13 protein-coding genes and 1 tRNA gene are annotated in these 14,516 nt (G+C 68.4%); 8 read left to right on the plus strand and 6 right to left on the minus strand.

Translation table 11 applies throughout. The annotated features are described in order from the left end of the window. Positions 1–14 precede the first annotated feature (14 nt). Entirely contained in the window at positions 15–2,270 is a 2,256-nt protein-coding gene (locus ACFVVI_RS17355; RefSeq protein WP_387445980.1) for a heavy metal translocating P-type ATPase, read from the plus strand. A 67-nt stretch (positions 2,271–2,337) separates the two neighbouring features. Here ACFVVI_RS17355 and ACFVVI_RS17360 read toward each other — a convergent pair whose 3' ends face one another. Continuing rightward, on the minus strand, positions 2,338–2,949 hold the full coding sequence (locus tag ACFVVI_RS17360) for a DUF6636 domain-containing protein (protein ID WP_378989466.1): 612 nt from the start codon (positions 2,947–2,949) through the stop codon (positions 2,338–2,340). Between the two features lie 102 nt (positions 2,950–3,051). On the opposite strand from ACFVVI_RS17360, the gene ACFVVI_RS17365 reads away from it, so the two are divergent. Both ACFVVI_RS17365 and ACFVVI_RS17370 read left to right on the plus strand, forming a co-directional pair. After that, on the plus strand, positions 3,052–3,708 hold the full coding sequence (locus ACFVVI_RS17365; RefSeq protein WP_378989465.1) for a histone deacetylase: 657 nt from the start codon (positions 3,052–3,054) through the stop codon (positions 3,706–3,708). Positions 3,709–3,771: 63 nt separating this feature from the next. Beyond that, the gene (locus ACFVVI_RS17370; RefSeq protein ID WP_387445981.1) at positions 3,772–5,202 is read left to right on the plus strand and encodes a lipase maturation factor family protein; all 1,431 of its coding nucleotides are present in this window, start codon (positions 3,772–3,774) and stop codon (positions 5,200–5,202) included. 34 nt (positions 5,203–5,236) lie between these two features. Here ACFVVI_RS17370 and ACFVVI_RS17375 read toward each other — a convergent pair. Further along, positions 5,237–5,308: transfer RNA gene (locus ACFVVI_RS17375), tRNA-Gly, on the minus strand. A gap of 227 nt (positions 5,309–5,535) precedes the next feature. Here ACFVVI_RS17375 and ACFVVI_RS17380 point away from each other — a divergent pair. Next, on the plus strand, positions 5,536–5,958 hold the full coding sequence (locus tag ACFVVI_RS17380; protein ID WP_387445982.1) for a hypothetical protein: 423 nt from the start codon (positions 5,536–5,538) through the stop codon (positions 5,956–5,958). Positions 5,959–5,977: 19 nt separating this feature from the next. On the opposite strand, the gene ACFVVI_RS17385 is transcribed toward ACFVVI_RS17380, so the two are convergent. Further along, positions 5,978–6,859 carry an SDR family oxidoreductase gene (locus ACFVVI_RS17385; RefSeq protein WP_387445983.1) on the minus strand — a complete coding sequence of 294 codons (882 nt, stop codon included), beginning with the start codon at positions 6,857–6,859 and terminating at the stop codon, positions 5,978–5,980. 85 nt (positions 6,860–6,944) lie between these two features. On the opposite strand from ACFVVI_RS17385, the gene ACFVVI_RS17390 reads away from it, so the two are divergent. After that, positions 6,945–7,736, plus strand: coding sequence for a helix-turn-helix domain-containing protein (locus tag ACFVVI_RS17390; RefSeq protein ID WP_387445984.1), 792 nt, complete (start codon positions 6,945–6,947; stop codon positions 7,734–7,736). Positions 7,737–7,793: 57 nt separating this feature from the next. Here ACFVVI_RS17390 and ACFVVI_RS17395 read toward each other — a convergent pair whose 3' ends face one another. Further along, the gene (locus tag ACFVVI_RS17395) at positions 7,794–8,315 is read right to left on the minus strand and encodes an OsmC family protein (RefSeq protein ID WP_378989460.1); all 522 of its coding nucleotides are present in this window, start codon (positions 8,313–8,315) and stop codon (positions 7,794–7,796) included. Positions 8,316–8,348: 33 nt separating this feature from the next. Then, positions 8,349–9,110, minus strand: coding sequence for a lysophospholipid acyltransferase family protein (locus ACFVVI_RS17400; protein ID WP_378989458.1), 762 nt, complete (start codon positions 9,108–9,110; stop codon positions 8,349–8,351). Between the two features lie 206 nt (positions 9,111–9,316). Here ACFVVI_RS17400 and ACFVVI_RS17405 point away from each other — a divergent pair, with 206 nt between their 5' ends. The 3 genes from ACFVVI_RS17405 (at position 9,317) to ACFVVI_RS17415 (ending at position 13,355) form a co-directional block, all read left to right on the plus strand. Beyond that, positions 9,317–10,210, plus strand: a complete 894-nt coding sequence (locus ACFVVI_RS17405; protein ID WP_387445985.1) for a hypothetical protein — start codon at positions 9,317–9,319, stop codon at positions 10,208–10,210. Positions 10,211–10,311: 101 nt separating this feature from the next. Beyond that, positions 10,312–11,847: a Rieske 2Fe-2S domain-containing protein gene (locus ACFVVI_RS17410; protein ID WP_378989456.1), complete on the plus strand. Its 1,536-nt coding sequence runs from the start codon at positions 10,312–10,314 to the stop codon at positions 11,845–11,847. A 131-nt stretch (positions 11,848–11,978) separates the two neighbouring features. Next, complete coding sequence (locus ACFVVI_RS17415) at positions 11,979–13,355, plus strand: FAD-binding oxidoreductase (RefSeq protein ID WP_387445986.1); 1,377 nt, start codon at positions 11,979–11,981, stop codon at positions 13,353–13,355. A 98-nt stretch (positions 13,356–13,453) separates the two neighbouring features. Here the strand turns inward: ACFVVI_RS17415 and ACFVVI_RS17420 are convergent, their stop codons facing one another. Beyond that, on the minus strand, positions 13,454–14,503 hold the full coding sequence (locus ACFVVI_RS17420; RefSeq protein WP_387445987.1) for a Gfo/Idh/MocA family oxidoreductase: 1,050 nt from the start codon (positions 14,501–14,503) through the stop codon (positions 13,454–13,456). Positions 14,504–14,516: the final 13 nt, after the last annotated feature.

Consider the following 14,516-nt stretch of genomic DNA (forward strand, 5'->3'; position numbering starts at 1 on the left):
CGAAGGAGCACCCCATGACCGCCGTGACACACCCACCGGGCACCGGCCAGGTAGAACTGGTGATCGGTGGCATGACCTGCGCTTCCTGCGCGAACCGGATCGAGAAGAAGCTCAACAAGCTCGACGGGGTCACCGCCACGGTCAACTACGCGACCGAGAAGGCACGCGTCGACTTCACCGGTGACGTCTCCCCCGAGGCGCTGATCGCCACCGTCGAGCAGGCCGGCTACACCGCGGCACTCCCCGCGCCGAAGAAGCCCGAGACCGACGAAACGCCGGTCGCCGACGCCGACCCGACGGCTTCGCTGCGCACTCGGCTGATCGTGTCGGCGCTGCTCACCGTGCCGGTGATCGCGATGGCGATGATCCCGGCGCTGCAGTTCACCAACTGGCAGTGGCTCTCGCTCACGCTGGCCGCACCGGTCGTGATCTGGGGCGCGCTGCCCTTCCACAAAGCCGCGTGGACCAACCTGAAGCACGGCACCGCCACCATGGACACCCTGGTGTCGATGGGTACGCTCGCGGCCTTCGGCTGGTCGCTGTACGCGCTGTTCTGGGGCACGGCGGGCACGCCGGGCATGAAACACCCGTTCGAGTTCACCATCGCGCGGATGGACGGCACCGGCAGCATCTACCTCGAAGCCGCGGCGGGCGTGACCACGTTCATCCTGGCCGGGCGGTATTTCGAGGCACGGTCGAAGCGACGGGCGGGCGCGGCGCTGAGGGCCCTGCTCGAGCTCGGCGCGAAGGATGTCGCGGTTCTTCGCGGCGGCGTCGAGACGCGAATTCCGGTGGAACAGCTGGCCGTCGGTGACGAGTTCGTCGTGCGGCCGGGTGAGAAGATCGCCACCGACGGTGTGATCACCGAGGGGACGTCGGCGGTCGACGCGTCCATGCTCACCGGTGAGTCGGTGCCGGTGGAGGTCGGCGTCGACGATGGCGTCACCGGCGCCACCGTGAACGTCGGTGGACGACTCGTCGTGCGCGCCACCAGGATCGGCGCCGACACCCAGCTCGCCCAGATGGCACAGCTCGTCGAGGACGCGCAGACCGGCAAGGCACAGGCACAGCGGCTGGCCGACCGGATCTCCGGCATCTTCGTCCCGATCGTCATCGCGCTCGCCGTCGCCACCCTCGGATTCTGGCTCGGCACCGGCGGAGCCATCGCCGCCGCCTTCACGGCGGGCGTGGCGGTACTGATCATCGCCTGCCCCTGCGCCCTCGGCCTGGCCACCCCGACGGCGCTCATGGTCGGCACCGGCCGCGGCGCGCAGCTGGGCATCCTGATCAAGGGACCCGAAGTGCTCGAATCCACCCGCAAGGTCGACACCATCGTGCTGGACAAGACCGGCACCGTCACCACCGGCAAGATGACGCTGCTCGACGTGATCCCCGCCGAGGGCGAACTCGGCAGCAAGGTGCTGGAACTCGCTGGTGCGCTGGAGGATTCGTCGGAACACCCGATCGCGCAGGCCATCGCCAAGGGCGCACGCGACGAGTTCGGCACCCTGCTGCCGGTGGAGGGTTTCGCCAATGTCGAAGGCCTCGGTGTGCAGGGCGTGATCGACGGTCACGCGGTGATCGTCGGCCGGGCGCGACTGCTGGCCGACTGGTCACAACCGCTGCCCGAGACGCTGGAAACCGCGCTGGCGGAAGCGGAATCGGCAGGCAAGACCGCGGTCGCGATCGGCTGGGACGGCAGCGCGCGTGGCGTGCTGGTTGTCGCCGACGCGGTGAAGCCGAGCTCGGCGCAGGCCATCGCGCAGTTCCGCGAGCTCGGGCTGACGCCGATCCTGCTCACCGGTGACAACGCCCGCGCGGCCCGCACCATCGGCGACGAAGTGGGCATCGCCGAGGTCATCGCCGAGGTGCTGCCGCAGGACAAGGTCGACACCGTCAAGCGGCTGCAGGCCGAGGGCAAGGTCGTCGCCATGGTCGGTGACGGCGTCAACGACGCGGCCGCCCTGGCGCAGGCCGACCTCGGCCTGTCGATGGGCACCGGCACCGACGTGGCCATCGAGGCCAGCGACCTCACCCTCGTCCGCGGCGATCTGCGCGCCGCAGCCGACGCGATCCGCCTGTCGCGGCGCACCCTGGCCACGATCAAGGGCAACCTGTTCTGGGCCTTCGCCTACAACGTGGCCGCGATTCCCCTGGCCATGGCGGGCCTGCTCAACCCGATGCTGGCCGGCGCCGCGATGGCGTTCAGCTCGGTCTTCGTGGTGAGCAACAGCCTGCGCCTGCGCCGGTTCAAGTCGACCGCGCAGTAGGCCGTCGGCAAGAGGCGAGGTCCGTAGATCTACGGACCTCGCCTCTGTTTCTGTCGGGTGATCGGAGTCAGAACAGGTACTGCTGGTCTGCCGAGATGAAGAAGCCGTGACCGCCGGCGTCGCAGCGGACGCCCTGTTGGGTGGAGGTGCAGGCGGCGCCGCGGACGATGATGGTGTCGCCGTAGTTCAGGGTTTTTCCGCCGCCCTTGGTGGTGCCGTCCACCGGCTCGCCGACGAAGAAGCCCTGGTTGGTGCACAGGAATTCCGCTGTGCCGCCGTAGATGTGGGCGGCGACCTTGCGGGCCGGGGAGTTGTCGCAGGTGGGGAGTTCGGGCGGGATCACGTGTGTGTCGGCCAGCTGGCAGCCGACGCCGAGGGTGCCCTCTTCGACGAAGCCGCACAGGATGTTGCCGGTGGGCGACTGGAAGTAGAAGTTGTTGCGCTGCTGGTAGTCGCGGGCGTCGACGGTGGCGTCGTCGCGGGTGGGCAGGTCGGCCGGACTCGGGCCGGTGCCGGGCGCGGTGGGTGGCTCGTTGGAGGCAGGCGCGACAGTCGAAGCGTTGCCCTGATCCGCGGGCTGGGTGGTCACCGGAAGGCGCGATGGCGTGGACGCACCGTCACACGCGGCGAGCCCACCGGCGAGCACCGCCAGCGCGGCCACCGTGATTACTGATCTCATGATCTCTCCCCTCGATGTCCGACCCCATTCGAAGGAAGAATCGACAGCAGAAGCGGATTCGTTTCCTGCGCTCATGAACCGTGACCCACCCGAGGTGAGCCCGTGACGACAGCTCAGCACGTCTGGTACGCCGCGTACGGCTCCAACATGCACGCGCGGCGGTTCGCCTACTACCGCGAAGGCGGCACCCCGCCCGGAACCGACCACACCTATCCGGGGTTCCGTGACCGGTCCGCACCGGCCGCCGTCGCACCGCTCGACCTACCGGGAAGTCTGTATTTCGCCTGGCAGAGCCCCGTGTGGACCGGCGGGGTCGGGTTCTATGCCGCGCGCCCGGCGGCGGGCAGGCCGGTCGGCGCGGCGGCACGGGGATACTTGCTGACCGTCGGTCAGTTCGGTGACCTGCTGGCGCAGGAGATGTATCGAAGCCCGGCGATCGACTTCGATCCGGCGCCGGTCCTCGCCGACGGTGCGGTGCGGCTCGGGCCGGGTCGGTACGAGACGGTGGTGCACGCGGGGACGCACGACGGGATTCCCGTCCTCACCTTCACCTCACCGTGGGATCCGGAAACCGTGGCCCTGCGACGGCCCTCGGCCCGATATCTGACGATGATCGGCGCCGGGCTGCGCGAATCACACGGCTGGGATCTGGATCGCATCGTCGACTATCTGCGGGTGTGGCCCGGCATCGCCGGGCACTGGACCGAGCCCGACCTGCGCGGCGCGCTAGTCAGCGGCACCGGACTCGAGCGGCCCTAGATTTTCGTCGCGCCGATCGCGGGTACTCCCCTGGTGCGGGCGTCGACCACCGGGAGCACACGCATGGAGTGGTTCACGGCACCGGAGTACTGGCAGGGCAGGCTGATCTTCCAGCGTGGCCTGGCGGTGATCTACGCCCTCGCCTTCCTGACGGCGGCACTACAGTTCCGCGCGCTCCTCGGTGAGCGCGGGATGCTGCCCATCCCGCGATACCTGGCCCGGACGCCGTTCCGCCGGTCACCCAGCCTGTTCCAGCTGCACTACTCCGATCGGTTCTATGCCGGCATCGCCTGGTTCGGTGCGGTGCTCGCGATGGCGGTCGCGCTCGGTGTCGCCGATCTGGTGCCGCTGTGGGCGGCCATGGCGTTGTGGTTGCTGCTGTGGGCGCTGTATCTGTCGATCGTCAACGTGGGGCAGACCTGGTACTCGTTCGGCTGGGAATCGCTGCTGCTCGAGGCGGGGTTCCTGGCGATCTTCCTCGGCAACGACACCGTCGCGCCGCCGCTGCTGGTGTTGTTCGCCGCGCGCTGGCTGCTGTTCCGGGTGGAGTTCGGGGCCGGGCTGATCAAGATGCGCGGCGATCGGTGCTGGCGGGACCTGACCTGCCTGTACTACCACCACGAGACCCAGCCGATGCCCGGTCCGCTGAGCTGGTTCTTCCACCATCTGCCCCGGCCACTGCACCGGGTGGAGGTCGCCGCCAATCATGCCGCGCAGCTGATCGTGCCGTTCGGGCTGTTCGCGCCGCAGCCGGTGGCGAGCGTCGCGGCGGGCATCATCATCGTCACGCAGTCGTGGCTGGTGCTCTCCGGCAATTTCGCCTGGCTCAACTGGGTGACTCTGCTGCTGGCAACCACCGCGGTCAGCGCGTACCCGGTACTGCCGGACGCGCCGCCGGTGGCCGACCCGCCCGGATGGTTCCTCGGCGCCGTCGTCGCCTTCGTCGCGATGGTCGTGGTGCTGAGCTTCTGGCCGGTGCGCAACCTCCTCTCCGCACAGCAGGCGATGAACGCCTCGTTCGACCCGTTGCACCTGGTCAACACCTATGGAGCGTTCGGCAGCATCACCCGGGTCCGCCAGGAGATCGTGCTCGAGGGCACCGACGCCACCCACCTCACGCCGGACACGGTGTGGCGCGAATACGAGTTCAAGGGCAAACCGGGCGACCCCCGGTACCGTCCGCGCCAGTGGGCGCCCTATCACCTGCGGCTGGACTGGTTGATGTGGTTCGCCGCGCTGTCGCCGGCCTACGCGCGATCGTGGGCACTGCCGTTGGCGATCCGGCTGCTCGACAACGACCCCGATACCCTGCGCCTGCTGCGGCGCTGCCCCTTCCCCGACGCACCGCCGCACTACGTGCGCGCCCGGCTGTACGAGTACCACTTCAGTACGCCCGCCGAACTGTTCCGCGAACGGATCTGGTGGCGCCGAACCCTGATCGGCGAGTTCCTGCCTGCGCTGCGTCACCCACGCCTCGACCGGCACCGGGAATGAGAAAAGCCCGGCACGATGGCCGGGCTTTTCGTTGAGCGGATGACGAGATTCGAACTCGCGACCCTCACCTTGGCAAGGTGATGCGCTACCACTGCGCCACATCCGCGTGCCCTCCGAAACCGATCCGGCGAGCGCCGGTGACTTCGTCGTGCGAGTACGAACTTTAGCGCGAAACTCCCGAACTACGAAATCCGGGCTCACTCATCACCCGGGGCGGCGGTGAGACCCCGCATCGGCGGGCGTCGTTAAGCAGGTCACAAGGATGCGGAAAAGGCTGCGGGGGAAGGTTTTTCGCAGGCGGTCGTGACCGCGGGAATCATGGGAGGAACGACTGTGAAGTCTCTGGGGATGATCGCGGCGGGCGTCGCGATGACGGCGCTGACCGTGTTGGGGGCCGGACCGGCGCACGCCGACTTCACCGACCCGGTGGAGTACACCGACAGTGGGGAGAACATGGAGGACGAAGGGTTCGGGGAGTACGCGGTCAACCGTTCCGACCCGAACTCGTGCCTGGTGGTGCAGAACCACACCGGCGGGCAGGTGACGGTCCGGTTGAACTACCCGACCAGCGGCGGAAAGTGGCTGTTCAACCACGATCAGGTCGGTGTGCTGATGCGCAACGGCAAGGTGGTCACCTCACCGTCCGGCAATTGGAATGTGCGGACGAACCCGCCGATCAGGTTCAACTGGGTCTACGACGGCAACATGAACACCCGCAGGGGTTGCAACGGGTCGTGGGTGCTGACCATGAACTGAGCGGCAGGGTCCGGCCCGGTCAGCTCGGCTTCAACGCGCCGCCTGCGACGACGGGGGCGAAGGCGGCGCGGTGGTCGGCGGCCCAGGCGGCGTAGCCGCGGGGTGGTCTGCCGAGGACGCGTTCGATGTCGTCGGTGACGAGCTCGTTGTGGCCGCCGCGGATGAAGGACTGGCCGATCAGTGAGCCTTCCACGAAAGCGGGCGGAAGACCCGCGGCGACCATGAACGCGAGGGCATCGGCTTCGGCGATGTCGGTGACGGCGATCGGGCGGTCGAGAACCCGCGCGAGAACGGCGGCCTGGTCGCGGCCCGTGTGCAGGTCGGGGCCGGTCAGGGTGTAGATACGGCCGTGGTGGTCGTTCGAGCGCAGCGCCGCTGCGGCGACCGCCGAGACATCGCGTGGGTCGACCACGGCCTGCCTGCCGTCGCCGGTGAGGTTCGGGACGGGGTGACCGTTGCTGAGGGGTTCGATCCAGCTGAACGTGTTCGACGCGAAAGTATTGGGGCGCAGAATCGTCCACTGCAAGCCGGAGTCGCGCACGGCCTGCTCCCCTGGCACATGCCAGGAACCCGGCACGCCGAGACGTGGGTCGCCGGTGCCGACCGCGGACAGCTTCACCACTCGCCGCACACCGGCCTTTCGCGCGGCAGCCACCAGTTCGGCATCGGTGCCGGTGCTGTCCGGGCCAGGAATCCCGACGAGGAACGCGGCCGCTACGCCCGTCATGGCGGGTCCGAACGTCGCCGGGTCGCGGTAGTCCACCCGCACCACCTCGACCCCGGCGGGGAACCCTGCCCGCTCCGGGTCGCGGGTCGCCGCCCGGACGGCGACGCCCTCGGCTGCCAGCTGTCGCACGATGTCGCTTCCGATGGTGCCTGTCGCACCGGTGATCAGGATCATGGAACGAGCATGGCCGCCGCGCTGCCTGCGAAGATAGGAGAAATCGGCACGGACATCCCGGCCCGCGCCGCCTACAGTCGACCAGGTGGAGTATCTGACCTCGGCGCACATCGAGACGCCCGTGACGACACCGGAATCGTTGCGCCCGTGGCTCACCGAACTCACCAGCACGCCACTGTTCGACGACCTCGCTCAGCCGTTCGCGCATCCGCCCGTCGCGACCACCACGGTCGTCCTGCGCACCGAAAAGTCCGGTCGCGGTAGCGCGTTCGTCGTCGGCGCGCAGACGAAGGCGTCCTACTCGACACCCGAGGAGCCCGCCGGGTGCGTGCGGCTGCGCCTGGAACCGGGCGTGACCCGCCAGCTGCTCGGCGTGACCGCGGGCGAACTCACCGACCGCGTCTTTCGTCTCGACGAATTGCCGGGTCCGCTGGGCGGTTTCGCGACGGAACTGACGGGCGTGCCCGCCGCACACGCGATCACCCACCTGGAAGATCTACTGCCGCACACTATCTCGGAATCGGATACCGATCGGGCGCACCGGATCGTGCTGCGCGAGGCGATCTCGGCGCTCACCGCCGACAACGCCCCCGCACTCTCCGAACTCACCGCGCGCCTCGCTGTCAGCGAGCGCCAGCTGCGCAACCTGTTCACCATGGGAATCGGCCTGTCCCCCAAGCATTTCGCTCGCATTCAACGCCTGCGGCGGGTCCTCTCCTACGCGGGCGACACCCCCTGGTCACACCTCGCGGCGAGTACCGGCTACTACGACCAGTCCCACCTCACCGCCGACTTCCGCACCCTCATGGGCGTCCCACCCGCCGCCTACCTTCGCGGCAAGCTACCGGCACCGACCCGCTGCCGGATTCCGCGCTGAGTCCGCCTCGGCAGGCATCCGCCACATCGCACGCGAGCCGAACGGGCACAGTAGCGATCACGGCGCAGGAGCGCTCACCACCCGGACAGTCGGCGGATTCCGCAAGCTCTGACCGACCACGCAGTAGCGCTCGGTGAGTTCGCCGAGCTTGACCAGGGCGGCGTCGTCGACAGCAGCCGAGGTGGTGACGGTGATCGTCACGGCGATCGGCGAAACCCCGACCTCCACGGTTCGATCGATGCCCAGGGTGCCGGTGGCGTCGAAGGACCCCGCCGCCTCGACCTCGGCGCCGGTGATGGGCAGGCCCATCGCGGTGGCGACGCTGCGGCAGGTCACCCCGGCGCAGGCCGCCACCGCCTCCAGCAGCATGTCGCCCGAGCAGGCGTCGGCGCCGTCACCGCCGGTGGCGCGGTGCAGGCCGGCGCGGACCGGGCCAGCGAAGGTCCGCACCGTGCAGGTGATGCCGGGGTCGGCGAACGAACCGGCGCCGCGCAGGGCGGTGACCGCGGCGGCCGGGTCGTCCCGGTAGCGCTGTTTCACCGGAGCTTGCAGGGCCTTCAACTCCGCCGCGGTGGTCATCTCTCGAGCGTAAGCCCGCCCGAGGCCGAAATATCAGCCCTCGGTGTCCTGCGTTTTCTCGGCCTTGCGGGCGAAACGTTCGGCCGCTTCGGCTTCGTCGAGAGCGGTGGCCTCTTCGAGGGAAGGGGCACTGCCACCGAGCCGTTTCGGGACCCAGTAGGCGCCGGGCTCGTGCTCATAGGATTCTTGCAGGTCGGCGAGCATTTCCTGCATGGTGGAGCGCAGCTGTGCGGTGAGGTCGGCGGCGGGTTCGTAGGGCTGGATGGGGGTGCCGACGGCGATCGAGATGGGGGTGTTGGTGCGGCCGAGCCGCTTGGGGAAGCCCTTGGTCCAGACGCGCTGGGCGCCCCAGATGGTGATCGGGATGATCGGCACACCCGCCTCCAGTGCCATGCGGGCCGCGCCGGACTTGAATTCCTTGATCTCGAAGCTGCGGCTGATCGTGGCCTCGGGATACACGCCGACGAGCTCGCCGTCGCGCAGGTACTGCACCGCCGATTGGTAGGAGTCGGCGCCCGCGGTGCGGTCGACCGGGATGTGCTTGAGGGTGCGCATGATCGGGCCGGAGATGTTGTTGTCGAACACTTCCTGCTTGGCCATGAACCTGATGTAGCGACGGGGGGTGCGCACAGGCAGACCCGCGTAGGTGAAGTCCATGTAACCGGTGTGGTTGACCGCCAGCACGGCGCCGCCGGTGGCGGGGATGTTTTCCGCCCCCTTGACAGTGAACTTCAGACCTTCGAGGAAGAACAGGGTTCGGGCCACGCCGATGATCGAGAAGTAGAGGGGTTCCACAAGTACGCAAGCGTAGTCGTAGATCTCCGCATCGGCAGGGGTGCCATCGGCGCGGGCCGTGACCGTAGAATCGCGGCGTTCGCCCGCGCAGCGAATCCGCTTCGCGCACACCGGTCTACACCCCGGCGAGTCCGCTCGCCCCGACAGTCACTCCCCCGCCGTCGTCACAGGCGGGTGCCACGACCTAGGAATCGAGGAACGTCGTAGTGGAACGCGCCCAGCTTGCCCTGACCCGCCCGCACCGCGCCTACGCGCTGGTCACGGGCCTGACCGTCGCCGCGGCCCTGGTCGCCGGGTGCGATTCGGTGTCGGGGATCCCGGGCGATCCGGTCGAGACGACCACTACCGCGTCGACCACGGCCGCCGCGGCGCCGACGACCACGGCGACCCAGGCCATCGCACCCGGCGAACCGGCGCCGAACAGCCCGCTCCCCGCCGACGCACCCCAGGTCGGCGCGGTCGCGGGCCACGCCGACGCCGTCACCGCCGTGCGCCGTTGGGCCGCCGACCTACAGACCGGCACGGTGAAAGAACTCCAGGACAACTGCTGGACCATCCCGCCTGCCACCGTCGCCGAGATGTACGCCGATCCCCAGGCGGTGCTGGCTGCCCTGGCCACGCCGGGCTCCGCGACCGCCGATACCGTGACCTGGCGTAACCGAACCGTCACCGTCACCGTCGACCGCGAATCCGTGGCATCCGGATATGCCTGCGGACGGGTGTCCGCGGCGGGCGTCGAGCCCGGTTACGACGACGCCGACGCGCGCCACACCGTGCGCCGCTACCTAGCCCGCGCCACCGGCAAACCACTCAACGCGGCAGATATCGAAGCAGACCATCCGCTGACCTGCAAGGCCTCGCCCGCGAGCTGGGATCCCGAGGGCACCGGCAACCCCATAGCAGCCCCCTTGACAGGCGACTCGGGCAAAGTAGGCAATGTCACCTCCTACACCGGCGAGGAGCTACGATCCGAGCAGGTTCGTGGCGACTACCTGGCAGTTCACGTCCCTGTGACCACCTCACCCGGGGGCACGCGGACGCGCACTTTCACGGTTGTCGCGACCGCTGAGGGCTATTGCATCGGTGACGTAACGATTTAGCCACTACCCTGGTTGGCTGGTACGCCGAAGCAGTCAGGGGGCCCGAGGCGGTAGCTCGCCATTGATCCGGCGAATCAGATCCTGGTAGGAGGAAACAGCTCGTGCAGATCACCAGCGTCGGACACGCCGGCTTCCATATCCGAACCGAGGCCGGCACGATCCTGTGCGATCCCTGGGTGAACCCCGCGTACTTCGCGTCGTGGTTCCCCTTCCCGGACAACTCCCAGCTCGACTGGGAGACCCTCGGCGATGTCGACTACCTGTACGTCTCGCACCTGCACCGCGATCACTTCGACGCCGCCCACCTGGCGAAGTACGTGAACAAGGACGCCACGATCCTGCTGCCCGACTACCCGGTGCTCGACCTGCGCCGTGAGCTCGAGGCGCTGGGTTTCACCAAGTTCTTCGAGACCGAGGACTCGGTCAAGCACACGATCACCGGGCCGAAGGGCTCCGTGGACATCATGATCGTCGCGTTGCGCGCGCCCGCCGACGGCCCGATCGGCGACTCCGGAATTCTCATCTCCGACGGTGAGACCACCTGTTTCAACATGAACGACGCCCGACCGGTGGACATGGACGTCATCCACGACGCGTTCGGCGACATCGACATCCACCTGCTGCAGTACTCGGGCGCGATCTGGTACCCGGCCGTGTACGACATCCCGGCGCGGACCAAGGCCAACTTCGGCAAGCAGAAGCGTCAGCGTGGCATGGATCGCGCGCGCTCCTACATCGAGCAGGTCGGCGCGACCTGGGTGGTGCCCTCGGCGGGTCCGCCGGTGTTCCTCGACGACGAGCTGCGCTACCTCAACGACGATCGCGGCGACGAAGGCAACATCTTCCCCGACCAGATCGTGTTCCTCGATCAGATGAACATTCACGGCAACTCCGGCGGGATCCTGATGATCCCCGGTTCGGTCGCCGATGTGCGCGGTAAGGAGCTCGACCTCGCGCACCCGTTCGACCCGGATCGGATCTACGGCGACAAGGCCGCCTACATCGCGGAGATGGCACAGCGTTTCGCGCCGGTGCTGGCCGCGGAGAAGGCGTCGTGGGAGACCGGCGAGGGTTCGCTGCTCGAGCCGCTGCGTGAGCTCTTCGAACCGATCATGAAGCAGAGCGCGCTGATCAGCGACGGCATCGGCTACCCCGTGGGCCTGGTGATCGGCGAGGAGACCATCGTCCTGGACTTCCCGCACCGCACCGTGCGCGCGCCGCTCGAGGGCGAAGGCCGCTACCGCTACGGCTTCCGCATCGCCCCCGAACTGGTACGCACCGTGCTGCGCGACAACGAGCCGGACTGGGTGAACACGATCTTCCTGTCCACCCGCTTCCAGGCGTGGCGCATCGGCGGCTACAACGAGTTCCTCTACACCTTCTTCAAGTGCCTCACCGACGAGCGCATCGCCTACGCCGACGGCTGGTTCTCCGAGGCACACGACGACTCCGCCGTCACCGAACTCGACGGCTGGGAAGTCCAGCGCCGCTGCCCCCACCTCAAGGCCGACCTCTCCAAATTCGGTGTGGTGGAAGGTAACAACCTCACCTGCAACCTGCACGGCTGGCAATGGGACCTGGAATCGGGGCGCTGCAAGACCTCCAAGGGTCACGAGCTGCGCTCTCGCAAGCTCTGAACCTTGAACCAGGGACGGCGACCGGGGTAATTTGAGTTCGGGGTCCATCGAGACAGTCCGATCCACCCCTCCGTTCCACGATCACGCACTGCGTTTGTTCGGCTCATTCTCGACCCGACCAGGGAGCGACAATGAACGGCACACCTGTATCGACCATCCTCGAAGCGATTCGCGGTGAGGTGATCACCGCGGACTCACCCGGCTACGACCAGGCGCGTTCGGTCTACAACGCGATGATCGACCGCCGGCCCCTCGCGGTCGTCCGCGCGGTCGACGTCGCCGACGTGCGTACCACCGTCGAGGCCGCCCGCGAGAGCGGACTCGACCTCGCCATCCGCGCAGGCGCCCACAGCGTGCCCGGTTTCGGCACCGTCGACGACGGCATCGTCTTGGACCTGAGCGCCATGAAGGGCATCCGCGTCGACCCCGAACGGCGGATCGCCCGCGTACAGGGCGGCTGCGACTGGGGCGACTTCGACCACGCCGCGCATTCCTTCGGGCTCGCCACCACCGGCGGCATCATCTCCACCACCGGGGTCACCGGCCTGACTCTCGGCGGCGGAATCGGCTACCTCGCCCGCGCCTACGGTCTGTCCATCGACAACCTCCGGTCCGCCGATGTGGTGCTGGCCGACGGCACCTTCGTGACCGCGAACGCGGCCGAGCACCCCGATCTGTACTGGGCGCTGCGCGGCGGCGGCGGCAACTTCGGGGTGGTCACCGAAATGGAGTTCGACCTGCACCCGGTGGACACGATCTACGGCGGACCCATGTTCTTCGAGCTCGACGTTGCCGAAGAGCTGTTGCGGACCTACCGCGACTGGATCGCGGCGGCACCGCGCGCGATGGGCGCCTTCCCCGGCTTCCAGATCGCGCCGCCGCTGCCGTTCATTCCCGAGGAACGGGTCGGCGAACCGTTCGTCCTGCTGGTGTCCTGCTTCAACGGCCCCGATCAGGAGGCCGAAGCCCTGCTCGCGGACCTGCGGGCGGTCGCGACGCCGGTGGCCGAGCACGTCGGCCGGATGCCCTACCCGGCCCTCAACAGCGCATTCGACGGTCTCCTTCCTCCCGGCCTGCAGCACTACTGGAAGGCGGCGTTCCAACCCGAACTCACCGACGGCGCCCTCGCCGCTCATCTCGAGTTCGGCCCGCGAGTGCCCGCGGTGCAGTCCACCATGCACCTCTACCCGATCGACGGCGCCGTGCAGGACGTCGCGGTGGACGACACCGCGTTCGCCTACCGCACCGCGAATTTCGCCCCCGTGATCGCCGGGATGTGGCCCGATGCGATCGACAACGACGCCAACATCAGGTGGGTCCGCGACTACCACTCCGCGCTGGAGCCCCACACCGCCGACGGCGGCTACATCAACTTCATGGGCTCCGACGATCAGGGCCGCATCGGCGCCAACTACGGCCCGAACTTCGACCGCCTGGCCGCGGTCAAGAAGACCTACGACCCGGCCAACCTGTTCCACCTCAACCAGAACATCGCGCCGGCGCAATAGCCGGCTACGGCCGTTCCGCATCATCGTGCTGCGGCTCTGCATGGATGTGCTCGACGGAGCCGTCGGATCACACCTTCGGCTCGACTCGGTGCCGGTGGTCAAGAAGTGAGATCGGCGGGTTCGGCTACGTGGCGGGCGTATTCGAGAATTCGCAGGGTTTCCACGGCGTCGCGGGGGTCGACCGGGACCGGAGCTCCGTCGAGCAGGGCGGCGGCCATTCCCGCGTAGAAGGCGGGGTAGTCGCCGGGAAGGGTGGGGATGGTGCGTAGGTCATCGCCCGCGCCGAAGGTGCCCCATCTGTCAGGTGTGACTGTGCCCCAAGGCTTTCCATCGTCCGGGCGGCGGCCAGCACGCAGTTCGTCTTCCTGAGGGTCGAGGCCGGAGACGGTGTAGCCGTTGGTGGCGCCGAGGACGCGCAGACGCGGACCGAGCTGTGGCGCGACGGCACTCATCCACAACTGCGACCGGGTGCCGTTGGCGTGGGTGAGGGCGATGAAGGCGTCGTCGTCGGCTCCGACCTCCGGGCGGCGGCGGTCGAGTTCGGCGTAGACCTCGGTGACCGGGCCGAACAGCGTCAGCGCCTGGTCGACCAGGTGACTGCCCAGATCGAACAGGATGCCCGCACCGTCCTCGGCATCGCCCACTTCACGCCAGCCACCCTTGGGAACCGGCCGCCACCGCTCGAACCTGGACTCGAACCGGCGGACCTCACCCAGCTCGCCGGCCTCCATCAGCGCCCGTACGGTCAGAAAGTCGTTGTCCCAGCGACGATTCTGGAAAACACTCAGCGGCAGATCGGCCCGCGCAGCAGCGTCGACCACTTCCTCGGCGTCGGCCGCCGTCACCGCGAAGGGCTTGTCCACCACCACGGGCAACCCCGCGGCCAGCGCCTGCAACGCCAGCGGCGCGTGCGAGCGATTCGGCGTGGCGATCACCGCGAGATCGACGTCCTCGTCCTCGACGAACATCTCCTGCGCCGACGCCCACACCCGCACCCCCGGATGCTCGGCCCGCGCCTGTGCGGCCCGCTCCTGCGATGCGGTCACCACCGCGGCCACCCGCATCCGCGGATCGGCGGCGATGAGAGGTGCGTGGAACACCGACCCGGCCAGGCCGTACCCGACTACCGCTACTCCGAGCTGGTCCATCGTTGCCCCTTCG

This window comes from Nocardia sp. NPDC058114, assembly GCF_042884695.1.
Taxonomy (GTDB): Bacteria; Actinomycetota; Actinomycetes; order Mycobacteriales; family Mycobacteriaceae; genus Nocardia.

Excerpts from the sequence above, each read along its gene's own strand:
- ACFVVI_RS17355 (WP_387445980.1), top strand. The coding sequence starts at position 15 with ATGACCGCCGTGACACACCCACCGGGCACCGGCCAGGTAGAACTGGTG.
- ACFVVI_RS17360 (WP_378989466.1), bottom strand. The coding sequence starts at position 2,949 with ATGAGATCAGTAATCACGGTGGCCGCGCTGGCGGTGCTCGCCGGTGGG.
- ACFVVI_RS17370 (WP_387445981.1), top strand. The coding sequence starts at position 3,772 with ATGGAGTGGTTCACGGCACCGGAGTACTGGCAGGGCAGGCTGATCTTC.
- ACFVVI_RS17385 (WP_387445983.1), bottom strand. The coding sequence starts at position 6,859 with ATGATCCTGATCACCGGTGCGACAGGCACCATCGGAAGCGACATCGTG.
- ACFVVI_RS17395 (WP_378989460.1), bottom strand. The coding sequence starts at position 8,315 with ATGACCACCGCGGCGGAGTTGAAGGCCCTGCAAGCTCCGGTGAAACAG.
- ACFVVI_RS17415 (WP_387445986.1), top strand. The coding sequence starts at position 11,979 with ATGAACGGCACACCTGTATCGACCATCCTCGAAGCGATTCGCGGTGAG.
- ACFVVI_RS17420 (WP_387445987.1), bottom strand. The coding sequence starts at position 14,503 with ATGGACCAGCTCGGAGTAGCGGTAGTCGGGTACGGCCTGGCCGGGTCG.